Genomic DNA, 22,089 nt, shown 5'->3' with positions numbered 1-22,089 from the left:
GCGAAGGGGATGAAAGCATTGGTCACGACCGCGCCACCAGCCAGACGCCCACGACGATGAACCCGATGCCGACCAGCTTCTGCGCGGTCAACGACTCGCCGAAAAGGAACCAGGCGGCGCCTGCGTTCACGATGTAGCCGATGGAAAGCATCGGGTAGGCGATCGAGACCGGCACCCGCGACAGCGCCAGGATCCACACGACCACGCTCACGGCGTAGCAGCCCAGGCCGCCGATCACGAAGGGGCTCGCGGCCACCTTCATTCCGATGGGAATGATGTTGCCGAGCGAGAACGCGAACTCCCCGATGCGGTTGGTTCCCGCCTTGAGCAGGAGCTGCGCGGCCGCGTTGAGCAGGACGCCCGTGAGGACGAGGGAGAAGCTGACGGCGTTCACGGCTTGCGGACGAGCACGCGTCGCTCGTCGCGGTGCAGGAGGATCATCGCGAGGCCTCGGGTGGAGAGCTTCTCGTACCGGTCGGGATGGATTATAGCCATCGCCTCCCCCGGCCGCATCCAGTCCGCCTCGAATGCATCGAGGGTGGGAATCGAAATCCCCGGCTCGCGCTTGAGGCCGGGCGAGAATTCATCCCAGTAGTCGACGAGCGTGATGGTCCGTCCCAGGTAGAAGGGGATCGTCTGGTCGTAGTAGCCGACCGAGTAGATGCGCTCTCCCGGGCCGAGATGGCGCTTCATGATCTCGGACACCTGCAGGCCGGACTGGCGCGGCGAGATCTTCTCGTAGCCGTCCTCGACCAGGTCGACGAACAGCAGGCAGGCCGTCACGATGATGGCGACGGCACCCCACTTCCGGCCGGCGCGCAGCGTGGCTGCCGCCACGGCGAGCCCTGCGGCCAGCACCGCCAGCGCTGCGACGATCCACGGGCGGGCGGCCGCGTAGAGCTCCCGTGTCCAGGCATCCTTCGCGCGCTCGGGCGTTCCCCACGCGACGGCGATGACGATGACGAGCACGGGCGCAACCACCGCGACCGATTTCCACAGCTTCTGCGCTGGCGTCCGCGCGATCCAGTCGCCGAGGACGAGGGCGAAGACCGGGAAGACGGGCAGGATGTAGGCGGGAAGCTTGGAGCCGGACGCGCTGAAGAAGAGCATGACCAGGGCGGTCCACAGGAGCGCGAAGCGCCGCCAGGGGAACGCTTCGCTCCCGGCCTCCCGGCGCCACCCCTCGAACGCCGCCGGGACGAGCGCGAGCATCCACGGCAGGAAGCCGATGAAGAGGATCGGCCAGAAGAACCACCATGGCTGCTCGCGGCGGTGCGCCTTGGTTAGGAAGCGCTCGAAGTGCTCGTGGATGAAGAAGAACTGCGGGAACTCCGGGTTGGCGATCGACACCAGGATGAACCAGGGCGCGGCGATCGCGAGGAAGAGCGCGATGCCCCGCAGCCACTCGAGCTTCGCGAGGAGGCGCCAGTCGCGGTGCACGAGGCAATGCAGGAAGATCGCCCCCGCCGGAAACACGATGCCGATGAGCCCCTTGGAGAGCACGGCGAGTGCCATCCCCGCCCAGGCGAGGAGCATCCAGCGTTGCCGCTCGGATTCCCTGCCCGCGACGGCCAGCAGGAAGGCGCAGACGGCCACCGTGGTCCAGGCGGTGAGCCCCATGTCGAGGGTCACCACGCCGCCCATGCCGAGGAAGTAGGGGCTCGTGAGCAGCACGCCCACGGCGAGCAGGGCGGAGTCGCCGCCCGCAAGCCGCCTCGCCGCGAAGCCGACCGCGACGAGGGAGAGCAGGCCGCACAGGGCGGTGTACAGGCGTGCGGTGAACTCGCTTTCTCCGAGGAGGGAGAAGGCGGCCGCGCTCGCCCAGTACTGGAGCGGCGGCTTTTCGAAGTACTTGATTCCGTTCAGCCTGGGCGTGATCCAGTCGCCGCTGGCGGCCATCTCCCGCGAGATTTCCGAGTAGCGTCCCTCGTCGGGATGCGCGAGCGGGCGCTGCATGTTGTCCACGCCGACGAAGAGCGCGAGCGCCGCGATCAGGAAAGCCGCGACCCGCGACAGGCTCATGGCCTCGTCTTCGAGTCGAGGAGCACGATCACGGCGCCGCTGCCGCCATGGGCCGGAGGCGGCTCGGAGAACGCGAGCACTTCCGACTTGCGCGCGAGGAGCTTGCGGATGCGGCCCTTGAGCACGGGCTCGCGGTTGTGCGAACCGAGTCCCTTGCCGTGGATGATGCGCAGGCACCGCAGGCCCCGGCGGGCGCTTTCGGCGAGAAAGCGTGACGTCTCGAGCGCCGCCTCGTCGCCGGTGAGGCCATGCAGGTCGAGTTCGTCCTGCACGACCCAATGCACGCGGCGCAGCTTGCGCAGCACCTCGCGCGGCAGCCCGGGGCGCAGGTAGGCGTGATCCTCCTCGATCTCGATGTCGTCCACGCCGCCGGCGAGGCGGCCGAGTTCCTCCAGCACGGCGCGCTCGTCTTCGATGCGCTGGACGGGGACGGGCGGCGGCGGGGTGACGCGATGCGCGACGCGGTTCGATGGGCGCGCCGGGAAAACGTCACGCATCTCGCGGCGGAAGAGGTCGGCATCGTCGTCCGCGGCAGCCGGACGCGGACGGGCGGGCTTCAAGTCGCCAGGCTCTCCAGGTACCTGTCGGCGTCCAGGGCGGCCATGCAGCCCGTGGCGGCGCTGGTGACGGCTTGCCGGTAGACATGGTCCTGCACGTCGCCCGCGGCGAAGACGCCCGGGATGCTGGTGGCCGTGGCGTTGCCCTCCAGCCCGGTCTTCGTGACGATGTATCCGCCCTTCATCTCGAGCTGGCCCTCGAAAAGTTCCGTGTTGGGCCTGTGCCCGATGGCGATGAAGCACCCGGAGAGCGGCAGATCGCGGGTCTTGCCGTCGACGGTGGACTTGAGGCGCACGCCCGTCACGCCGCTCTTGTCGCCCAGGACCTCGTCGAGCGTCTCGTTCAGCGCCAGCGTGACCTTGCCTTCCTTGACCCGGGCGAAGAGCTTGTCCTGCAGGATCTTCTCGGCGCGGAACTTGTCGCGGCGATGGACCACCGTCACGTGCCGGGCGATGTTGGCGAGGTAGAGCGCCTCCTCGACGGCGGTATTGCCTCCGCCGACGACGCACACGTCCTGGTTCTTGTAGAAGAATCCGTCGCAGGTGGCGCACCCGGAGACGCCCTTGCCCATGAACGCCTGCTCGGAGGGCAGGCCCAGGTACATGGCGGACGCCCCCGTGGCGATGATGAGCGCATCGCAGGTGTACGTCCCGGAGTCGCCCACCAGGGTGATCGGCTTCGCGGCAAGTTTCGCGGTGTGGATGTGGTCGAAGACGATTTCGGTTTCGAAGCGCTCGGCATGCTTCTGGAAGCGCTCCATCAGCTCGGGGCCCTGGACGCCGGCGGCGTCCGCGGGCCAGTTGTCCACGTCGGTCGTGGTCATGAGCTGCCCGCCCTGCGCGAGGCCCGTGATGAGGACGGGTTTCAGGTTGGCGCGGGCGGCGTAGACGGCGGCGGTGTATCCGGCGGGGCCGGAACCGAGGATGAGGAGTCGGCTGTGTCGGGTAGTCATGGGGGCGAAGGGCGAAGGACGAAGGGCGGGCACGCGACTGGCGCCCGGTAGCGTCCATTATCCCACCGCACATGCGGTTGCGATCAAGCAATTGACAGGTCAGCACATTTGGCTATATTGAGTCGTCATGACTTCACCTCCCCCAAAACGCGCCGTCGGCGAACGCACCCAGGCGCTGAAGGCTGTCCCGTTCTTCACCCAGATGAGCGACCAGGAGCTGGACATCGTCCGAGCCGTCGCGGTGGAGAAGAGCTATCCCAAGCATGCCGTCGTCCTCACGGAAGGCGAGATCGGGGATTCGCTCTACATGGTCGAGTCGGGCCGCGTGAAGGTGTTCATAGGCGACGAGGAGGGCCGCGAGATCATCCTGAAGATCCTGGGCGCGGGGCATTTCTTCGGCGAGATGGCGATGATCGACCAGCAGCCGCGCTCGGCGTCCGTGACGACGCTGGAGCCTTCGACTTTCCTCATCCTGTCCCATCACGCCTTCGAGCATTGCCTGGAACGGGCGCCGCGCATGGCGAACATGGTGCTGCGCATCCTGGCGCAGCGCGTGCGTGAGGCGGACCGCAAGATCGGCACGCTCGCCCTGATGGACGTGTACGGGCGCGTGGCGAGCACGCTCCTGGAACTGGCCGTGAACGACAATGGCAAGCTCGTCGTCGGCGAGAAGCTCTCGCAGCAGGACCTGGCCAACATGGTGGGCGCCTCGCGCGAAATGGTGAACCGCATCCTCAAGGACCTCTCCGACCGCGGGTTCATCGCGGTGGAATCGAAGTCGATCACGATCATCAACCGCGAGCTTCCCCCCTCGCTCTAGGCGCCGCATTCGTCCCGCCCCATCCACATGGGGACCCCGCGCCGTCCCGGTAGCACCCTATAATCGGCCATCCCGAGCTCCGGATCGTCCCGCCCCATCCCGATGGGGACTCCTGCCCGATGGCCGCCACCCCCGAAAAATCCGCTCCTCCCAACCCGCGTCTGGCTCGCGTCCTGCGCGAGGCGGGCTGGATCCTCCTGCTCGCGACGGGGGTCTATCTTGCGCTGGCCCTCGGCACCTACGACCGGGGAGATCCGGGCCCGTTCTTCAGCGGCTCCGGCGCCCCGGTCGTCAACCGCGCGGGAGCCCTGGGCGCCTGGGTTGCCGAGATGCTGCTCTACGTGTTCGGCTTTTCTGCGTGGTGGTGGGCGGCGCTGGCCGCCTGGGGGGTCCTGAGGCTTTACACCCGGGTCGAGGCGTGGGAGATCCTGGACCGGCGCTCGTTCGCCGTATCGCTCTCGGGATTTGCGATCCTGATTGCCGCCAGCTGTGCGCTCGAAGCGATGCGCCTGCACACCCTGAAAGTGTCGCTGCCGTTCACGCCGGGTGGGGTCCTCGGGGATGTCCTGGCCGGTCCGGCTGCCGCGGCGCTCGGTTTCACGGGCGCCACCCTGGTCCTCATCGCCATCCTGGCCGCGGCGTTCAGCGTCTTCTCGGGCCTCTCGTGGATACGCTTCGCCGAGAAGGTCGGCGCGGCGATCGAATGGACGGTCTCCTCGGTGCGCGCGAGGATCGAGGCGCGGCGCGACCGCGAGGTCGGGCAGGTGGCGGCGCTGGTGCGCGAAGAGAAGGTCGAGGTGGCCAAGAAGATCTTCGAGGAGCACGAGCCGATCCGCATCGTGCCTCCCGAAGTCGCGATCCGGAAGAGCGAACGGGTGGCGAAGGAAAAGCAGGTCCCCCTCTTCGCCGACCTGCCGGATTCGCCCCTTCCCCCCATCGCGCTCCTGGACCCCGCCGACAGCCACGTCGAGCGCCCGACGCCCGAGACGCTCGAATACACTTCGCGCCTCATCGAGAGGAAGCTCCTGGACTTCAACGTGCAGGTGAAGGTCGTCGCGGCCTATCCGGGCCCGGTGATCACGCGCTACGAGGTCGAGCCCGCGGTCGGCGTGAAGGGCGCGCAGGTGGTGAACCTGGCCCGCGACCTGGCCCGCGCCCTGTCCGTCACCTCGATCCGGATCGTCGAGACGATACCCGGCACGTCCTGCATGGGTCTCGAGATCCCCAACGCCAAGCGCGAGATCGTGCGGCTCTCCGAGATCATCGGCTCGCAGGCCTATGCGGACATGCATTCCCGCCTCACCGTGGCGATGGGCAAGGACATCACCGGCAAGCCGGTCGTGGCGGACCTCGCGCGAATGCCTCACCTCCTGGTGGCCGGCACCACGGGTTCCGGGAAGTCGGTGGCAATCAACGCGATGATCCTGTCGCTCGTCTACAAGTCGCCGGCCTCCGACGTGCGGCTGATCATGGTGGATCCGAAGATGCTCGAGCTCTCCGCCTACGAGGGCATCCCGCACCTGCTCGCCCCTGTCGTCACCGACATGCGCCAGGCCGCCGCGGCGCTGCACTGGTGCGTGGTCGAGATGGACCGGCGCTACAAGCTCATGTCCACGGTCTCGGTGAGGAACCTGGCGGGCTACAACCACAAGATCCGCGAGGGAATCGAGAAGAAGCAGCCGCTGAAGCATCCGTTCAGCCTCACGCCGGAAAGTCCGGAGAATCTCGAGGAAATGCCGTTCATCGTCGTGGTGATCGACGAACTCGCGGACCTCATGATGGTCGCGGGAAAGAAAGTGGAGGAGCTCATCGCCCGCCTCGCGCAGAAGTCGCGCGCCTCGGGCATCCACCTCATCCTCGCCACGCAGCGCCCCTCCGTGGACGTGATCACCGGCCTCATCAAGGCCAACGTGCCCACCCGCGTGGCCTTCCAGGTCTCCTCCAAGGTGGACTCGCGCACGATCCTCGACCAGCAGGGCGCGGAGAGCCTCCTGGGGCAGGGCGACATGCTCTACCTGCCGCCCGGCGCGGGGCACCCCCAGCGCGTGCACGGCGCCTACGTCTCGGATGCCGAGGTGCAGCGCGTGGTCGAGCACCTGAAGAAGCAGGGCGAGGCGCAGTACGTCGACGGGATGCTCGACGATCCGGAACTTTCCGAGACCGATTCAGGCGGCGAGGCGGCCGGCGGGGAGGCCGACCCGCTCTACGACCAGGCCGTCCAGATCGTGCTGCAGAACCGGCGCGCCTCGATCTCGCTGGTGCAACGCCACCTGCGCATCGGCTACAACCGCGCCGCGCGCCTCATCGAGGACATGGAACGGGCCGGTCTCGTTTCCTCCATGGCCTCCAACGGCAACCGCGAGATCCTCGCCCCCGCTAGGACGGAGAAGTGAGGGGCGGGCGTTTCGTCCTCGCGGCGCTCGCCGCCTGTGCGCCGCTGGCCGCGGCGGCGGGCGCGGTCGATTCGTTTCTTGCCTTCACGGCGTCTACGCGAACGGCGACCGCGCGCTTCGAGCAGCAGGTGCTGGATCGATCCGGGAAATTGGTGGACCGTTCCTCGGGGTCGTTCGCCTTCTCGCGGCCGGGCAGATTCCGATGGTCCTACGACAAGCCCGTGCGCAGCCTCATCGTGGCGGACGGCACCCGGCTCTGGATCCACGACGAGGACCTGAACCAGGTCACCGTGAGGCCCATGGACCGGGCCCTGTCGGCCACGCCGGCCGCGCTGCTGGCGGGGCAGGGGGACGTGACCGCGGTCTTCACGCTGCGGGAGGCGGGCCACGCCGAAGGGCTCGATTGGCTGGAGGCCGTGCCGAAGGAGCCCGATACGGGCTTCGAACGGGTGCGCATCGGCATGAAAGGCGCCGTTCCGGCGATGATGGAACTCCACGATTCGCTGGGCGGGCGCACCGTGCTTCGCTTTCCCGAGTTCCGTCCGGGAGCCCGGGTCGACGCCGAAGCCTTCCGCTTCACCCCCCCCAAGGGGGCGGACGTGCTGGACGAAATGCCGGCTTCCCGCCCGGCTCAGCCCGGTGGCGCCACGCCGAGAAAGCCGTAGGCCTCCTCCGCGCTCGCCGTTGTGCGCACCGGCACGCCGCGGTTGCAGGCAGTGTCCTCGAGCGTCTTGGTCACCAACTGGGAGGGATCGACGAGGATGGCCATCTTCAGCGGACCCGCGCGGGCATCCGCGAGCACCCGGGCCAGTTCGAATCGCTCTGCGATGGCCACCGTCTGCTCGAGGCCGCGCGCATCGACCAGCACGCGTGCCAGCTTGTGCGCCGCGCAGGTTTCGATGATCCGCCCGATGGCCATCCGACCCTCTTCCGCGTCGAACGGTCCGCGCACCTCCACGTGGAGATACCCACTGCGTATGTCGAGCTGCAGGCGCATCGTTACGTCCCCCTTACGAGGCTTATCATAGGCGTCGGGCGGGCCGCCGCATTTGGCCCGCGTCAACAGTCGCTCCGATGACCGCGTCCACCGACCTCTTTTCCGCCACCGGCGAGGCCAACGTGCCGCTCGCGGAACGGCTGCGCCCGAAGCGCGTCGAGGATGTGGTGGGCCAGCGCCACCTGCTGGCAGAAGGCAGGCCGCTCGCGGTGTCGCTCGCCTCGGGCAAGCCGCATTCGATGATTCTCTGGGGGCCGCCCGGGGTGGGAAAGACCACGCTCGCCCGCCTCCTGGCGACGGCGTTCGGGGCGGAATTCATCGCCATTTCCGCCGTGCTCGCCGGCGTGAAGGAGATCCGCGAGGCGGTGGAGCGCGCGCGCCTGGAGCGCGATGCGCACGGACGAGCCACGATCCTGTTCGTCGATGAAGTGCATCGCTTCAACAAGTCGCAGCAGGATGCCTTCCTGCCGCACGTCGAAAACGGCCTCTTCACCTTCATCGGCGCGACCACCGAGAACCCGTCCTTCGAGGTGAACGGCGCGCTCCTGTCCCGGGCGCAGGTCTATGTGCTCGAAAGCCTGGGCGAGGAGGATCTCGACCGGATCATCGGGCGCGGCTTCGAGGCCGAGGAGATCGATGTGACCGGCGAGGCGCGCAAGCGCATCGCGGAATTCGCCGACGGCGACGGGCGCCGGGCGCTCAACCTCGTGGAGCAGGTCGCGAGCGCGGCCCGTGCGGCGGCGCGGCGCGGAGCCGACGTGGAGTTCGTGGACGGCGTGGTGACCCGGGCCGGCCGCCGCTTCGACAAGGGCGGCGAGAATTTCTATGACCAGATCTCGGCGCTGCACAAGTCCGTGCGCGGCTCCGACCCCGATGCGGCGCTGTACTGGATGGTGCGCATGCTCGACGGGGGCGCCGATCCCCGCTACCTGGCGCGGCGCATGATCCGCATGGCGACGGAGGACATCGGGCTCGCCGATCCCCGCGCGCTGGAGGTCACGATGCGCGCCGCGGAGGTTTACGAGCGGCTCGGGAGCCCCGAGGGCGAGCTGGCGCTTGCCGAGTGCGTGGTTTACCTGGCCGTCGCCGCGAAGTCCAATGCCGTCTACAAGGCCTACAACGCGGCGCGCGAATTCGTCTCCCGCGATGCGAGCCGCCCGGTGCCCCTGCACCTGCGCAACGCGCCCACGCGCCTCATGAAGGACCTGGGCTACGGCAAGGGCTACCGCTACGCCCACGACGAGGAGGGCGGATACGCGGCCGGCGAGCGTTACCTGCCCGACGGCATGGAGCCCCCCGGCTGGTATCAGCCAACCGACCGCGGCCTGGAGGCGAAGATCCGCGACAAGCTCGCGTGGCTGCGAAGCCGCGACGAGAAGCCCGGCGGAGGGAAGCCGTAGGGCAAGGGGGCTCGGGTTGCGACAGGCAAAGAAGAAAGCGAGGGTGCGTTTTTTTTGTTTTTGCCAGATTGAATTGCCGCCAGCTTCGATCTCGCCAACGGACTCGCAAGAGGTCCGAGTATCGACGCCCGGTGCAATTTGACCTGGCAAAAACAAAAACAACACACCCTCGCTTTCTTCTTTGCCTGTCGCAACGGAAGCCACGCAGCCCCGCACCGGCGTCGGCGCTGCCGACCGAATATAATCGCGGCTTCACTTCCATCGCGCGATCGCCATGCTGGACATCCAACTGCTTCGCAAGGACCTCCCCGCCGTCGTGGCAGGCCTCGCCCGCCGCGGCGTCACGTTCGACGAGGCCGGCTTCCGCGCCCTCGAGGACCAGAGGAAGGGCCTGCAGATGCGCACCGAGGAGCTGCAGGCGAAGCGCAATGCGCTCTCGAAGCAGGTCGGCATGCTCAAGGGCAAGGGGGAGGATGCCACTGCCGTTCTGGCCGAGGTGAGCGGCATCGGCGAGGAGCTCAAGTCGAACGAGACCTCGCTCGCCACGCTGCAGGAACGGCTGAACGCCTTCCTGCGCATGATTCCGAATATCCCGCGGCCGGAGGTGGCGCAGGGTGCATCGAGCGACGATAACGTCGAGGTGCGCCGCTGGGGGACGCCGCGGACATTCGGCTTCGCGGTGAAAGACCACGTCGACGTGGGCGCGGGCCTGGGCATGCTGGATTTCGACACGGGAGCGAAGCTCGCCGGCGCGCGCTTCTCGGTGCTGAAGGGCGGCATCGCGCGACTGCACCGGGCACTCGCCCAGTTCATGCTCGACATCCACACCCGCGAGCACGGCTACACGGAAGTCTACGTGCCCTACATGGTGACGGGTGAGTGCGCCGACGGCGTCTCGAGCCTGGCCAAGTTCAAGGACGACCTGTTCAAGCTCGAGGGGCGCGACCTCTACCTCATTCCAACGGCCGAGTACCCGGTCACGAACTTCGTGCGCGACACGCTGCTGGACGCGAAGGACCTGCCCCTCAGGTTCGTCTGCCACAGCCCCTGCTTCCGCTCGGAGGCGGGCAGCTACGGCAAGGACACGCGCGGCATGATCCGCCAGCACCAGTTCGACAAGGTGGAGGTTCTGCAGGTGGTGCATCCGGACAAGTCGGCCGAGGCGCACGAGGAACTCACCCGGCACGCGGAGACGATCCTGCAGCGCCTGGAGCTTGCGTACCGGACGATGATGCTCTGCACCGGGGACCTGGGATTCTCCAGCGCGAAGACCTACGACATCGAGGTGTGGCTCCCGGGGCAGCAGGCCTACCGCGAAATTTCGTCGTGCTCCAATTTCGAGGCCTTCCAGGCGCGCCGCATGCAGGCGCGGTTCAAGGGCGGTGACAAGGGGCGGGCGGAGCCGGTGCACACGCTCAACGGCTCCGGGCTCGCGGTGGGACGGACGCTGGTGGCGGTCCTCGAGAACTACCAGGAAGCCGACGGCTCCGTCACCGTTCCTGCGGCGCTCGTGCCGCACATGGGCGGAGTCACGCGGATCGCGCGCGATTGAGCGCGCGGCTCGTCGTCGTTCGCCACGGCCAGACGCAGTGGAACCTCGCCTCGCGCATCCAGGGCCACACGGATAGCCCGCTGACCCCCGCGGGCGAATCGCAGGCCGAGGCCATCGCGCAGCGCCTCGCGAAGGAGCCGATCGACCGGCTCATCTCGAGCGACCTCGGCCGCGCGTGGCGCACGGCGCAGTCCATCGCGGCGCGCACGGGCCATGCGATCTTTCCCGATTCGCGCCTGCGAGAGCGCAACTATGGCGTGGCCGAAGGCCTCACCTATGGCGAGGTCGGCGTGCATTACCCCGAGGTCTTCTCGCGTGTGAGGGACACGGACCCGGACTACGTCGTTCCCGGCGGCGAGAGCCGCAGGCAGCACTTCGAGCGCGTGCGCGATGCCTTCGAGTCGCTGGCCCGCGAGTCCGAGGGCCGGCGGATCGCCGTCGTCTGCCACGGCGGCGTGCTTGCCGCGCTCTATCGTCATGTTTGCGGAATACCCGTTGGGGCCACGCAGGCGATTCCGATCCCCAACGCCTCCTACAACGCGCTCTTATTCGAGGCGGGACGCTGGAAGGTGGAGGTCTGGGCCGACACCGCTCACCTCGACGCGTCGGGTCCCGTCGTCAAGCCCTGAGGGGCCGGCAGCTGGCGGGGCGGCAACCGCTCGTCGCGTGGCGCGACGCGCGCGAGGATATCCTGGTAGTTGCGCACGTTGTCCACGAACTGCATCGCCTCTTGCCCGCGCGCGAATCCGTGCTTCAGCTGCTGGTAGGCCCCCGGGTCGGCGAGCCCCGGAAGTGCCTGCTTCACGTCCTGCCACTTGTCCGGCGACAGTCCCTTCTTCTGCGCGAGGATGCGCGCGTCCTCCAGGTGACCAATGCCGAGGTTGTACGCGGCGAGCGCGAGGAAGGTGCGATCCGGCTCCCTGATGCGCGGCGGCAGCGAGTCCGCCAGCAGGCGCAGGTAGCGCGCGCCACCCAGGATGCTCTCGCGCTGGTCGAGGCGGTTCTTCACGCCGAGCCGGTCGGCCGTGTCCTCGGTGAGCATCATGAGGCCGCGCACGCCCGTGGGCGAGGTGGCGAGCGAGTCCCAGTGCGATTCCTGGTAGCCGATGGCGGCGATGAGCTGCCAGTCGAAGCCGGAAACGAGCTCGGACTCGAGAAAATGGGGCCGCAGCTTCGGCAGGATCGTATTGATGCGCTCCAAGAGCGTTCCCGCGTCGATCGCGGAGATGCGCTCGGCATGTGCGAAGTAGCGGTCTGCCAGGCGCTTGAGCGTCCCGTCCTTCGCGATCCTGGCGAAAAAAACCTTCATGCGGTCGAGGAGCGGCTTCTGGTCAACCGTTCCCACGCGCCATGCGAAGTCCACGGGCTTGCCGACGTCGAATGCGACATCGATCTGCGGAAAATGCTTGTGCTCGATGATGAAGTGGGCGGAATCGATGAGGGCGGCGTCGATCCGTCCCTCGGCCAGTTGCCCGAGCAGTTCCTCGGACGAGGTGTCCGGCGACAGCCGCTCGAGGGGCGCGGTGAGCTTCGGACGCGAGGTCAACAGCTCGTCCGCGAACGAGTCGCCGATCACTCCCACACGCTTGCCAGCGAGGTCGGCGAGCGAGCGCGGTTTCGGCTCCGCCGTACGCCAGACGAGCTGGATCTGCGCCGACCGGTACGAGGGACCCCAGACGAGTCCGCCGGGCAGGTCGAGGTGCTTGGGCAGCAGAGCCGCCGCGAGGTGCCCGCGCTTTTCCGACAGCGCTTTTTCCGCCTTCTCGGGACTCGCCACGAATTCGTAGGCGACCGGCACGCCCAGTTCCTTCGCGAAGAGCACAACCAGGTCGTGTTCGAAGCCGCTGGGCTCGCCTTGTGCGTCCTCGTACCACGTCGCCGGCCCGTTGATGGTGATGACGGCGAGCTTGCCGCCCTCGGATAGCGGCATGATCGGCCTTCTGGCCGGTTCGCATCCCGCCGCGAGGCACGCGATGATGCACAGGAGGATCCGCGCCGTCATGGCCGGCAGTGTGACTTGCCCGCGGCGCCGGTTCAACCCGCCCCGGCGACACCCGGAAATCGGCGATAATCGCCGCTGGAAAACCGACGATGCCGAAGATCTTCGCACTCGTGCCCGCCGCCGGGCAGGGCACGCGCATGGGAGACGCCCTTCCCAAGCAGTACCTGCCGCTCGCGGGGCACCCGATGATGTTCCATTCGCTCGCGGCGCTGGCGGCCGTCGAGCGCATCGAGCACGTGATTGCCATCCTATCGCCCCTCGACAGGCACTGGGGCGCCCACGACTGGAGCGCGTTCCCCGACAAGATCGAGGCGCTCTTCGCAGGGGGAGAGTCGCGCGGCCGCAGCGTCGCCAATGCGCTGGCGCTCCTGGAGGGACGCTTGTCGCCCGACGACTGGATCCTCGTGCACGACGCGGCCCGGCCCTGCCTCGCGCCCGAACTCGTCGAGCAATTCCTCGATGAAGTGGGCGACGACCCCGTGGGCGGGCTCCTCGCCATGCCGGTCGCCGATACGCTCAAGCGGGTGGAGGAATCGATGCGTGTGGGGGAGACCGTTCCCCGGGAAGGCCTGTGGCGGGCGCAGACGCCGCAGATGTTCCGCTACGCCCTCCTGAGGCGCGGCCTCGAAAGGAACCCGGATGCGACCGACGAGTCGCAGGCGGTCGAGTTTCTCGGGCAGATGCCGCGAATCGTGCAGGGGGAGAACGCGAACCTCAAGGTGACCTTCGCCGAGGACCTGCCGCTTGCGCAGATGATCCTGGCGCTGAAGGGGGGCGTACCCCTGTGATGCGTTGTCGTCGGAATCGGGAGGCGGGATGAGCGCGTTTCGCATCGGGCAGGGCTTCGACGTCCACGCGCTGGTCGCCGGGCGCAAGCTCGTGATCGGCGGGGTGGAAATCGCGCACGACAAGGGGCTGCTCGGCCACAGCGACGCCGACGTGCTGCTGCACGCGCTCTGCGACGCGTTGCTGGGGGCGGCCGCGCTGGGCGATATCGGCCGGCATTTCCCCGACGACGATGACCGCTACAAGGGCATCGACAGCCGCGAGCTCCTGCGGAGGGTGGCGGCACTGGTGCGCGAAGAGGGGTACGTGCCCGAAAACGTCGATGCGACGATCATCGCCCAGGCGCCTCGCATGGCGCCCCACATTGCGGCCATGGTCGCCAGCATTGCCGCCGATCTCGGCATCGACGAGGCGTGCGTGAACGTGAAGGCCACCACGACGGAGAAGCTCGGTTTCGCGGGGCGCGGGGAGGGCATCGCCGCACAGGCGATCTGCCTGCTGGTCCGGCGCTGAGGCGACGCGCAGCGGACGGCGGGATCTAGCGCCGGAACTGGGCCAGCACCGACGAAGTCCAGGTCAGGCGCTCGATGAGCGTCCTCAGGAACTCGCGCGTGAACCGGAGCTGGCAGCCTTCCGTCAGGCTCTCGAGGTGGGCGGCCTGGATCTTGAGCAGGTGCACCTCCGACACGGAGGTGATCGAGGCCGAGCGCCGGGCGCGGTCTCCCGACAGGTAGGCCATCTCGCCGAAGCAGTCGCCTTCCTTGAGGACGTTCAGGAGCTTGCCGTCCTTCACCACCTTCACCTGGCCGGAGACGATGATGAAGAAGGCCTGCCCGATCTCGCCCTCCAGCAGCAGGTTCTCGTCGCGCGCGTGCACTTCCCAGATGGCGCCGCGAAGCACCTCCCAGAGCTCGGCGTCCCTGAACTCGCGGAAGAAGGGCAACGCGCGCAGCTTGTTGAATTTCTCCGTCGAGCTGATCTCGGTGGAATAGCGCTCGAGCTGGGGGAAGGTGTCGGCAAGGTCGCTCGCCATCTCGAACCAGGTCTGGTAGCGCTCCCGCGGATCCTTCGCCATTGCCTGCTTCACGATCTCGACGAGCTTCTCGGGAAGATCGGGGCGCAGCTGCTCGAGGGGGTTGGGCTCCTCGTTCAGGATCTTGTTGATCATCGCGACCGAGTTCTCGGCGCGGAACGGGAGCTTGCCGGTGAGCAGTTCGTACATCACCACGCCCAGGGAGTAGATGTCGGACTGCACCGACGGCGACTCCTCGTTGATCTGCTCGGGCGACATGTAGGCGGGCGAGCCCAGGAAGCCTTCGATCTGCGTGTGCGTGGCGTGCGAGATCTTGGCCGTGCCGAAGTCGCTGATCTTGATGTCGTCGCGCTCGGACAGCAGGATGTTGGCCGGCTTGATGTCGCGGTGGATCACGCCGTTCTGGAACGCGTAGTCCAGCGCGCGGCACATCTTGAAGATCACCAGCACGGCCTGGCGGACAGGCAGGAGGTTGGTCTCGGTGCAGTACTTCTTGAGCGAGCCCCCGGCACGTACTCCATCACGATGTAGCGCTGGTCGCCGTCGACGACCGCGTCGTACACCGCCACGATGTTGGGGTGGTTCAGCTTTCCGGCGAGCGAGGCCTCGTTGAGGAAGAGCTTCTCGAAGCGGTTGGCCTCCTCCTCCGACATGTCCATGTCGGTCCTCGCCACCTTGATCGCGACCTTGCGGTCGTTGAACGGGTCCTCGGCCACGTAGACGAGAGCAGAGGCGCCCTGGCCGATTTCGGAAAGGACGTTGTACTTGCCGATCTTGACGGGGCGGTCGGACACCGGGGTAGGAGGAAGTAAAGCCTTGGGATGTTGTGTTCGCTGAAGTTTAACCGAACTCCCGCTACAGGGCGAAACGCTCGCAGGGGTGCCCGCTCCAGCCGGAGTCGTTGATCCTGGTCGCGGCGTCCCCGATAATGCCCGGTCAGACAGACAGAAACGGGGCAGACGGCATGTCGGAAGCGCTGTTCGACGCGGTGCGCGTGGGGAATCTCGAGGGCGTGGGCAGGCTGGCGGCCGGCGCGGGGGCCAAGGCTGCGGACGCCGAGGGCGTGACGGCGCTCATGCTGGCGGCGGGCCTGGGCCGAACGGAAATGGTCGCGGCGCTGCTTGCCGCCGGTGCCGATGCGAATGCCGCCGACGCGCGCGGGTTCACGCCGATCTTTCATGCCTGCTACCACCCGGACGAGGACCGCGGCCATCCCGGCGTGGTGCGGCTCCTCATCGAGGCCGGCGCGGATGTCGAGGCGAAGATCGGCTATGGCGTTCGCCCCCTCATGTACGCGGCGGGCAACGGCGAGGCGGGGGTGGTGGAAGCGCTGCTGCAGGCCGGTGCGGACCCCGCGGCGAAGAACGAGGGTGGACGCACCGCGCTCATGATGGTGAAGGACCGGGACTACGTGGACGTGATCAATATCCTGCACGAGGCGGAACTCGCCCTCGGCGGCGAGAACTGCGGCACGCGAAACGCCCCCGGCATGCAGGTGGTGACCTTCCTCAAGCGCGAGAAGTAGCGCCGGGCCTGCCGCATTTCGCCGGCTAGGTGGCCGGATCGCCGGCGATGGCTTGCGCCAGCGCGAGGAAGGCCGCGCGGGAGCCGTCCGGAACCTCGACGACCCGGGCCGAGGCTGCGCCGCGGTAGTTGTGGAACATCGACCGGTGATAGGCGGGATCGTAGTGGGACTCGAGGAGGTCCGCCACGAGGCTGCGCCAGTCGCCGCCTCCGGCCAGCGCGTTCCAGCGGTCGATCCGGTCCTTCCCGTGCAGGGGCGTGAGGCACGCGAGCTTTTCCCGGAGCAGGCCCGGGTCGGCCACGAGGTGCGCGTAGTCCTCGAGCAGCAGGTCGGCTCGCACGTCCGGCCCCGCCTCGAGGCGCAGGCATTCGCCTTCGCGCATCCGGTCGATCAGGGCCGGGGGAACGCGCAGGTTTCCCACTTTCCGGCTTTCCGATTCCACGAAGACCGGCCGCGCAGGCTCGAACGCCGACAGCGCGGACCAGATCGCCGTCTCGAAGGCCTTCTGCGACGGCTGTGGCGCGCCGGGTAGTTCGCCCAGCACGGAACCGCGATGGGCTGCGAGCACCTCGAGGTCCAGGACCTGCGCGCGTGTCCCCGCGAGCGCCTCGAGCAGGCGGCTCTTGCCCGAGCCGGTGGCGCCGCAGACCACGCGATACGCGAAGCGGGCGGGAATGACCTCGAGGTCGGCCGCGACCTGCCGCCGGAATGCCTTGTAGCCGCCTTCGAGTTGTTCGGCGTCCCATCCCACCTGTCTCAGGACATGCGTGAGCGAGCCGGAGCGCGAGCCGCCGCGCCAGCAATAGACTAGGGGCCGCCAATGACGGGGGCGGTCGGCGAAGGCTTTCGAGATGATCCGCGCGATGTTGGCCGCGACGAGCGGGGCGCCCAGGCGCTTGGCCTCGAACGATCCGCGCTCCTTGTAGGCCGTGCCGACGAGGGCTCGCTCCGCGTCGTCGAGAACCGGGCAGTTCCGGGCGCCGGGCAGGTGGTCCTCGGCGAATTCCGCGGGGCTGCGCGCGTCGAGGATGGCGTCCCACTCCGCAAGCTGCGCGGCCGTCAGGGGCAGCAGGACACGATGCATGGGGCGGTTCGGCGCGGCCGGAAGCTGCGTCATGACTTCGGGGTCCGCTTGAGTCGGGGCTCGAGCGCCGGCCAGACGTTGTCGAGGATGCGCGGCTGGGCCGCCGCCGTCGGGTGGAACTGGTCGGCCTGGAAGAGTTCGCGCCGGTCGGCGAAGCCGTCGAGCAGGAAGGGCACCAGCGCGACGCGCGCCTTCTTCGCAAGCTGCGCGTAGAGCTCGTGGAACTCGCGCGCGTATTCGATGCCATAATTGGGCGGAATCATGAGCCCCACCAGCACGGGTTCGGCGCGGGCGGCGCGGGCAAGTCGAATCATTTCCTCCAGGTTGGCGCGAACGGCGGCCAGAGGTTGGCCGCGCAGGCCGTCATTGGCCCCGAGCGCGATCACGACGAGGGAAGGCCGGTGGCGCTTGAGGTCCTCGGGCAGTCGCCTCAGGCCGCCGGCGGTCGTCTCGCCGGATACGCTGGCATTCACCACGCGCCAGGCGAGCTTGTCGCGCACGATGCGTTCGCCAAGGAGGGCAACCCAGCCCTGGCTCGTGGCGAGGCCGTAGGCGGCCGACAGGCTGTCGCCGAACACCATGACCGTGCGCTCGGCGCCGGCGGGCGCGGCCCCGAGGCCGAAAAGGAGCGCCGCGAGGCCGATGGCCGCGCGCCGCAGTGACCGAATGAGGAAGTTCACGTCGGAATTGTCGTTGGAACCGGCGAATACCGGAGCACCATGAACGCGATCAGCGAAGAAGAGCGCCGCACCGCCGGCGCCGCAGCCCCGGCCCAGCCCGTCATTGTGAGGGTCGAGGGGCTCACCAAACAAGTCTCCACGGCGGATCACGAGCTCGTCATCGTGAGGAACGCCGCCTTCGAGGTGGCCTCCGGCGAGTCGGTGGCCATTGTCGGCGCCTCGGGTTCGGGAAAATCCACGCTGCTGGGACTGCTCGCGGGCCTGGACGTTCCCTCCGCCGGGCGCGTCTGGATCGATGGCGAGGACCTTTTCGCGCTGGACGAGGACGGCCGCGCCCGCCTGCGAGGCCGGCTCGTGGGTTTCGTGTTCCAGTCCTTCCAGCTCCTTCCGGCGCTCACGGCCGTCGAAAACGTGATGCTGCCACTGGAACTTGCCGGCGCGCCGGACGCAACCGCCAGGGCAACGCGCGTCCTGGGGCAGGTGGGGCTCGCCGATCGCCTCGGCCACTACCCGCGGCAGCTCTCCGGGGGCGAGCAGCAGCGCGTGGCGGTGGCGCGTGCGTTCGCAACGCAGCCCAAGCTCCTCTTCGCCGACGAGCCCACCGGCAATCTCGATTCGGCCACGGGCGCGCAGGTGATCGAGCTCCTCTTCCGCATGAATCTCGACCATGGCACGACGCTCGTGCTCGTGACCCACGACGAGGCGCTGGCGGCGCGCTGCGACCGCAGGATTGCGATCACGGCGGGCGAGGTGAGTGCTTGAACAACCTCTTCATCGCCATGAAGATGCTCCGCCGCAATGCCCACGCGGGCGAGGCGAGGGTGCTTGCCGCGGCGCTCTTCGTCGCGGTCGCAAGCGTGACCACGGTCGGGTTCTTCGCCGACCGTGTGCAGGGCGCGCTGGACCGGCAGGCCAACGAGCTTCTCGGCGGCGACCTCGTGGTGATCGCGGATCACCCGGTGCCGCCACCTTTCGTGGAGCGCACCCGCCGCGACGGGCTGGTCATCGCGAGCACGGCGACGTTCCCGAGCATGGTTTCCGGCCCCGCCGGCACCAGCCTTTCGGAGATCAAGGCGGTCAGCGCGTCCTTTCCGCTGCGCGGCCGCATCCGCGTGGCGGACACGCCAGCTTCGGCCGACCGGGAGGCAACCGGTTCGCCCGCGGCGGGCACGGTCTGGGTCGGCGCACCGCTCGTCTCGCGCATCGGCGCCGCGGTGGGCGAGACGATCCGCGTGGGCGAGGCGAGCCTCACGGTAGCGGCGGTCATCACGCGGGAACCCGACAGCGTGCTCGATTTTTTCGGCATCGCCCCGCGCGTGCTCATGAACGACGCCGATCTTGCGTCGACCGGGCTCGTCCAGGTGGGCAGCCGCATCACCTATCGGCTGCTGATCGCGGGCGAGGCCTCCGCCGTCTCGCGCTACGACGCGCAGATGCGCCCGCGCCTGGCCGCGGGAGAGCGCATCGAGGGCGTACGCGACACGCGCAGCGAGGTGCGCGTCTCGCTCGAGCGCGCGCAGCGCTTCCTCGGCCTGGCCTCGCTCCTGTCCGTCGTGCTGGCGTCCGTGGCCGTGGCCCTCGCCGCGCGGCGCTTTTCCCTGCGCCAGACGGACGGCGCGGCGATGATGCGCTGCCTTGGCGCTGCCCAGGCCGACATCTTCGCCATCAACGCGTGGCAGTTCCTCGCGCTCGCTGCGGCGGGCTGCCTCGCCGGCACGGTTACCGGGTTTGGCGCGCAGGCGATGCTCGCGTACTGGCTCTCCGGCTTCTTCAGCGTGGCGCTTCCGGCGCCCGGCGCGCGCCCCGCGGTGCAGGGTGCGGTCATCGGCCTCGTGCTGGTCCTGGGCTTCACGGTGCCGCCGCTGCTCAGGCTTCGAAACGTGTCCACGCTGCGGGTGCTTCGAAACGACCTGTCGGTGGCCGAACCTTCCAGCCTCTTCGCCTATGCGCTTGGCCTGGGAGCCCTCTCCGGGCTCATCATCTGGCAAGCGGGCGACCTGAAGCTCGGCGCCCTGACCCTCGGCGGGTTCGCGATTGCGCTGGGCGTGGCGGCCCTGGCCGGGTACGGGCTCATCCTGGCCCTCTCGAGGGTGCGCGCCGGTGCCTCGGGCCCCTGGCGCTACGGGCTCGCCAACCTGCGCCGGCGCACGGGCGCGAGCCTGGTGCAGGTGATGGCCCTGGGGGTGGGCATCATGGCGATGCTCCTCCTCACGCTGGTGCGCACGGACCTCATCGTGAAGTGGCAGAAATCCATGCCGGCCGACATGCCCAACCGGTTCGCGATCAATATCCAGAGCGACCAGTTGCCGCGGGTCAAGGACTACTTCGCCAGCCTGGGCCTGGCCACGCCCGACCTCTACCCGATGGTGCGCGGGCGGCTGGTGGCGATCAACGACCGGCCGGTTTCGCCGGCGGACTTCAGCGACCAGCGCGCCAAGCGCCTGGTGGACCGCGAGTTCAACCTGTCGTGGGCCGAGCGGCTGCGACCCGACAACAAGATCGTCACGGGCGCGTGGTGGCAGCCGGGGGCGGGCGAGCCGCAGTTCTCGGTGGAGGAGGGCATCGCGAAGGCGCTGTCCATCCGCGTCGGCGACACGCTCGCCTGGGACGTGGCCGGGTCGCGCTTCGGCGCGAAGGTCACGAGCCTGCGCAAGGTGGAGTGGGACAGCTTCAAGGCTAATTTCTTCGTGATCGCGAACCCGGGGCTGCTGGAGGCGTACCCCGCGAGCTGGATCACGAGCTTTCACCTGCCGGCAGGCCGGGAGGAAGTGGTGAACCGCCTGGTCGATCGCTTCCCGAACGTGAGCGTGATCGACCTCACGGCGATCATGGGGCAGGTCAAGCGCATTTCCGACCAGGTCTCGCGCGCGGTGGAATTCGTGTTCCTGTTCGCGATCGCCGCCGGGCTGGTGGTTCTGTTCGCCGCCATCACCTCCACGCAGGACGAGCGCGTCTTCGAAGGCGCGGTGATGCGCACGCTGGGCGCGAGCCGCCGGCAGATGGTGCTCACGCAGCTCTCGGAATTTCTCGCGATCGGGCTCCTGGCGGGGGTGGTGGCGTCGGCCGGGGCCGTGGGCCTTGCTTTCGTGCTCTCCGATCAGGTCCTGGGGGTTCCGTACGAATTCAACGCGGTCGTGCCGTTCGCCGGCATCCTCGCAGGCACGGCGGGCGTGGCCATCGCAGGCCTGCTCGGCACGCGCCGCGCCGTCGATTCCCCGCCGCTCGCTGCCATTCGTGCCGTTACCTGACGTGGTCGAGGAACAAGGCGGCAATGAAAGGAAATGACAGGTTGCGCATCGAACGGCCAGATAACCGTCGAGCGGTCGCCAGTCCATCGAGCGGGCAGCCTGTCCCCGCGAAGGCAATCTCGCGCGGGCTTCGCTCGCCCTACTTCCTGCTCACGCTCACCTCGCTCTTCTGGTCCCTCAACTGGGTGATCGGCAAGGCGGTGGTCGGTACCATCTCGCCGCTCACGTTCACGTTCATTCGCTGGGTGGTCGCCGTGACGGTGATGATGCCCTTCGCCTTTCCTCTCATCCGCGAGCACTGGCCGTTGGTGAAGCGGCACTGGAAGGCGATCGCGTGGATCGGCTTCTGGGGCACCGGCCTGCACAATGCCTTTGCGTACGTCGGGTTGCATTACACGACCGCCACCAACGGTGTGATCCTGAACAGCTCGATCCCCATCCTCATCATCGTGACCGGCTGGCTCATCTACCGCGACACGATCACGCGCGTGCAGTCGCTGGGCGTGGTCGTCTCCCTTGCGGGTGTGCTGGCGATCCTCACGCGCGGGAACCCCGCGGTGATCGCGAACCTCACGCTCAACCGCGGCGACGTCATCCTGCTCGTCGGCATGGTGTTCTGGGCGGTGTACACGGTGCTCCTGCGCATGAAGCCGGCGCAGCTGCCCGGCCTCGCGCTCCTTGCGTGCTGCGGCTGCGTCGGGGTGCTGCTCCTGGCGCCGCTGTGCGCGGTGGAACTGCTGTTCCTCGGCGGAAGCGTGAACATGACGCCGGCGTCGGTGGCCGCGATGCTCTACGTGGGAATCTTTCCGTCGTTCATCGGCTATGTCTTCTGGAACCGCGCCGTGGCCGAAGTGGGTTCGAACGTGGCCGGGATCTTCATCCACCTGATGCCGGCCTTCGGAAGCCTGCTCGCGTGGATCTTCCTCGGCGAGCGCATCGAGGCGTTTCACGTCGCGGGCATTGCCCTCATCCTCGCGGGTGTCTCGCTCACCGCGCGGGGCAGGCGCGCCTCGCCGCTGCCGGCCACCGACTGACGC

General features: G+C 68.3%; 20 protein-coding genes and 1 pseudogene. 12 read left to right on the top strand and 9 right to left on the bottom strand.

What is annotated here, in order from left to right; genetic code table 11:
- Nucleotides 1-22: 22 nt before the first annotated feature.
- Genes IPP91_04055 through trxB form a run of 4 tightly spaced genes read right to left on the bottom strand, consistent with a single transcriptional unit; the run spans nucleotide 23 to nucleotide 3,532 of the window.
- The gene (locus IPP91_04055; protein ID MBL0141242.1) at nucleotides 23-394 is read right to left on the bottom strand and encodes an EamA family transporter; all 372 of its coding nucleotides are present in this window, start codon (nucleotides 392-394) and stop codon (nucleotides 23-25) included.
- Nucleotides 391-2,022 carry a glycosyltransferase family 39 protein gene (locus IPP91_04050; GenBank protein MBL0141241.1) on the bottom strand — a complete coding sequence of 544 codons (1,632 nt, stop codon included), beginning with the start codon at nucleotides 2,020-2,022 and terminating at the stop codon, nucleotides 391-393. Before IPP91_04050 ends, IPP91_04055 begins: the two co-directional genes overlap by 4 nt.
- Nucleotides 2,019-2,582, bottom strand: coding sequence for a Smr/MutS family protein (locus IPP91_04045; protein ID MBL0141240.1), 564 nt, complete (start codon nucleotides 2,580-2,582; stop codon nucleotides 2,019-2,021). The genes IPP91_04050 and IPP91_04045 overlap by 4 nt, the downstream gene beginning before the upstream one ends.
- Entirely contained in the window at nucleotides 2,579-3,532 is a 954-nt protein-coding gene (trxB, locus tag IPP91_04040) for a thioredoxin-disulfide reductase (protein MBL0141239.1), read from the bottom strand. The genes IPP91_04045 and trxB overlap by 4 nt, the downstream gene beginning before the upstream one ends.
- Nucleotides 3,533-3,659: 127 nt before the next feature.
- Here trxB and IPP91_04035 point away from each other — a divergent pair, with 127 nt between their 5' ends.
- The 3 genes from IPP91_04035 to lolA all read left to right on the top strand — a co-directional run bounded on the left by IPP91_04035 (nucleotide 3,660) and on the right by lolA (nucleotide 7,410).
- Nucleotides 3,660-4,352, top strand: a complete 693-nt coding sequence (locus IPP91_04035; GenBank protein MBL0141238.1) for a Crp/Fnr family transcriptional regulator — start codon at nucleotides 3,660-3,662, stop codon at nucleotides 4,350-4,352.
- A 119-nt stretch (nucleotides 4,353-4,471) separates the two neighbouring features.
- The gene (locus IPP91_04030; protein MBL0141237.1) at nucleotides 4,472-6,745 is read left to right on the top strand and encodes a DNA translocase FtsK 4TM domain-containing protein; all 2,274 of its coding nucleotides are present in this window, start codon (nucleotides 4,472-4,474) and stop codon (nucleotides 6,743-6,745) included.
- On the top strand, nucleotides 6,742-7,410 hold the full coding sequence (gene lolA, locus IPP91_04025; protein ID MBL0141236.1) for an outer membrane lipoprotein chaperone LolA: 669 nt from the start codon (nucleotides 6,742-6,744) through the stop codon (nucleotides 7,408-7,410). Before IPP91_04030 ends, lolA begins: the two co-directional genes overlap by 4 nt.
- Here the strand turns inward: lolA and IPP91_04020 are convergent.
- Nucleotides 7,377-7,742: a hypothetical protein gene (locus IPP91_04020; protein ID MBL0141235.1), complete on the bottom strand. Its 366-nt coding sequence runs from the start codon at nucleotides 7,740-7,742 to the stop codon at nucleotides 7,377-7,379. The two genes, lolA and IPP91_04020, sit on opposite strands and share 34 nt — an antisense overlap.
- 77 nt (nucleotides 7,743-7,819) lie before the next feature.
- Here IPP91_04020 and IPP91_04015 point away from each other — a divergent pair, with 77 nt between their 5' ends.
- From IPP91_04015 to IPP91_04005, 3 genes are all read left to right on the top strand, one after another.
- Nucleotides 7,820-9,142, top strand: a complete 1,323-nt coding sequence (locus tag IPP91_04015) for a replication-associated recombination protein A (protein MBL0141234.1) — start codon at nucleotides 7,820-7,822, stop codon at nucleotides 9,140-9,142.
- Between the two features lie 274 nt (nucleotides 9,143-9,416).
- Complete coding sequence (gene serS / locus IPP91_04010) at nucleotides 9,417-10,694, top strand: serine--tRNA ligase (GenBank protein ID MBL0141233.1); 1,278 nt, start codon at nucleotides 9,417-9,419, stop codon at nucleotides 10,692-10,694.
- Nucleotides 10,691-11,323: a histidine phosphatase family protein gene (locus tag IPP91_04005; protein ID MBL0141232.1), complete on the top strand. Its 633-nt coding sequence runs from the start codon at nucleotides 10,691-10,693 to the stop codon at nucleotides 11,321-11,323. Before serS ends, IPP91_04005 begins: the two co-directional genes overlap by 4 nt.
- On the opposite strand, the gene mltF is transcribed toward IPP91_04005, so the two are convergent.
- Nucleotides 11,287-12,696 carry a membrane-bound lytic murein transglycosylase MltF gene (gene mltF, locus IPP91_04000; protein ID MBL0141231.1) on the bottom strand — a complete coding sequence of 470 codons (1,410 nt, stop codon included), beginning with the start codon at nucleotides 12,694-12,696 and terminating at the stop codon, nucleotides 11,287-11,289. The genes IPP91_04005 and mltF overlap by 37 nt on opposite strands.
- An 89-nt stretch (nucleotides 12,697-12,785) precedes the next feature.
- On the opposite strand from mltF, the gene IPP91_03995 reads away from it, so the two are divergent.
- Nucleotides 12,786-13,484, top strand: coding sequence for a 2-C-methyl-D-erythritol 4-phosphate cytidylyltransferase (locus tag IPP91_03995; protein ID MBL0141230.1), 699 nt, complete (start codon nucleotides 12,786-12,788; stop codon nucleotides 13,482-13,484).
- A gap of 28 nt (nucleotides 13,485-13,512) precedes the next feature.
- Nucleotides 13,513-13,995 (top strand): 2-C-methyl-D-erythritol 2,4-cyclodiphosphate synthase, encoded by a 483-nt coding sequence (locus IPP91_03990; GenBank protein ID MBL0141229.1) that lies wholly within the window; start codon nucleotides 13,513-13,515, stop codon nucleotides 13,993-13,995.
- A 25-nt stretch (nucleotides 13,996-14,020) separates the two neighbouring features.
- Here the strand turns inward: IPP91_03990 and IPP91_03985 are convergent.
- Nucleotides 14,021-15,309, bottom strand: a pseudogene (locus IPP91_03985) (protein kinase).
- A 170-nt stretch (nucleotides 15,310-15,479) separates the two neighbouring features.
- On the opposite strand from IPP91_03985, the gene IPP91_03980 reads away from it, so the two are divergent.
- Entirely contained in the window at nucleotides 15,480-16,040 is a 561-nt protein-coding gene (locus IPP91_03980; protein MBL0141228.1) for an ankyrin repeat domain-containing protein, read from the top strand.
- Between the two features lie 25 nt (nucleotides 16,041-16,065).
- Here IPP91_03980 and mnmH read toward each other — a convergent pair whose 3' ends face one another.
- Nucleotides 16,066-17,124, bottom strand: a complete 1,059-nt coding sequence (gene mnmH / locus IPP91_03975) for a tRNA 2-selenouridine(34) synthase MnmH (protein MBL0141227.1) — start codon at nucleotides 17,122-17,124, stop codon at nucleotides 16,066-16,068.
- A 29-nt stretch (nucleotides 17,125-17,153) separates the two neighbouring features.
- Entirely contained in the window at nucleotides 17,154-17,705 is a 552-nt protein-coding gene (locus tag IPP91_03970; GenBank protein MBL0141226.1) for an arylesterase, read from the bottom strand.
- 138 nt (nucleotides 17,706-17,843) lie between these two features.
- Between IPP91_03970 and IPP91_03965 the strand changes: the two genes are divergently transcribed.
- The 3 genes from IPP91_03965 to IPP91_03955 are packed head-to-tail and all read left to right on the top strand — an operon-like array spanning nucleotide 17,844 to nucleotide 22,086.
- Nucleotides 17,844-18,566 carry an ABC transporter ATP-binding protein gene (locus IPP91_03965; GenBank protein ID MBL0141225.1) on the top strand — a complete coding sequence of 241 codons (723 nt, stop codon included), beginning with the start codon at nucleotides 17,844-17,846 and terminating at the stop codon, nucleotides 18,564-18,566.
- Nucleotides 18,563-21,052 (top strand): ABC transporter permease, encoded by a 2,490-nt coding sequence (locus IPP91_03960; protein ID MBL0141224.1) that lies wholly within the window; start codon nucleotides 18,563-18,565, stop codon nucleotides 21,050-21,052. Before IPP91_03965 ends, IPP91_03960 begins: the two co-directional genes overlap by 4 nt.
- A gap of 23 nt (nucleotides 21,053-21,075) precedes the next feature.
- Nucleotides 21,076-22,086 carry a DMT family transporter gene (locus IPP91_03955; protein MBL0141223.1) on the top strand — a complete coding sequence of 337 codons (1,011 nt, stop codon included), beginning with the start codon at nucleotides 21,076-21,078 and terminating at the stop codon, nucleotides 22,084-22,086.
- Nucleotides 22,087-22,089: the final 3 nt, after the last annotated feature.

This window comes from Betaproteobacteria bacterium, assembly GCA_016720855.1.
Lineage (GTDB): Bacteria > Pseudomonadota > Gammaproteobacteria > Burkholderiales > Usitatibacteraceae > FEB-7.
Note: the sequence above shows the minus strand (reverse complement) of the source record. Positions and strands in the feature narration are given on the sequence as shown.

Bases quoted from the DNA above. Each gene is read 5' to 3' on its own strand.
- IPP91_04050 (MBL0141241.1), bottom strand. From the start codon at position 2,022: ATGAGCCTGTCGCGGGTCGCGGCTTTCCTGATCGCGGCGCTCGCGCTC.
- trxB (MBL0141239.1), bottom strand. From the start codon at position 3,532: ATGACTACCCGACACAGCCGACTCCTCATCCTCGGTTCCGGCCCCGCC.
- IPP91_04035 (MBL0141238.1), top strand. From the start codon at position 3,660: ATGACTTCACCTCCCCCAAAACGCGCCGTCGGCGAACGCACCCAGGCG.
- IPP91_04030 (MBL0141237.1), top strand. From the start codon at position 4,472: ATGGCCGCCACCCCCGAAAAATCCGCTCCTCCCAACCCGCGTCTGGCT.
- IPP91_04020 (MBL0141235.1), bottom strand. From the start codon at position 7,742: ATGCGCCTGCAGCTCGACATACGCAGTGGGTATCTCCACGTGGAGGTG.
- IPP91_04015 (MBL0141234.1), top strand. From the start codon at position 7,820: ATGACCGCGTCCACCGACCTCTTTTCCGCCACCGGCGAGGCCAACGTG.
- serS (MBL0141233.1), top strand. From the start codon at position 9,417: ATGCTGGACATCCAACTGCTTCGCAAGGACCTCCCCGCCGTCGTGGCA.
- mltF (MBL0141231.1), bottom strand. From the start codon at position 12,696: ATGACGGCGCGGATCCTCCTGTGCATCATCGCGTGCCTCGCGGCGGGA.
- IPP91_03995 (MBL0141230.1), top strand. From the start codon at position 12,786: ATGCCGAAGATCTTCGCACTCGTGCCCGCCGCCGGGCAGGGCACGCGC.
- IPP91_03990 (MBL0141229.1), top strand. From the start codon at position 13,513: ATGAGCGCGTTTCGCATCGGGCAGGGCTTCGACGTCCACGCGCTGGTC.
- IPP91_03980 (MBL0141228.1), top strand. From the start codon at position 15,480: ATGTCGGAAGCGCTGTTCGACGCGGTGCGCGTGGGGAATCTCGAGGGC.
- mnmH (MBL0141227.1), bottom strand. From the start codon at position 17,124: ATGCATCGTGTCCTGCTGCCCCTGACGGCCGCGCAGCTTGCGGAGTGG.
- IPP91_03970 (MBL0141226.1), bottom strand. From the start codon at position 17,705: ATGGTGTTCGGCGACAGCCTGTCGGCCGCCTACGGCCTCGCCACGAGC.
- IPP91_03965 (MBL0141225.1), top strand. From the start codon at position 17,844: ATGAACGCGATCAGCGAAGAAGAGCGCCGCACCGCCGGCGCCGCAGCC.
- IPP91_03955 (MBL0141223.1), top strand. From the start codon at position 21,076: ATGAAAGGAAATGACAGGTTGCGCATCGAACGGCCAGATAACCGTCGA.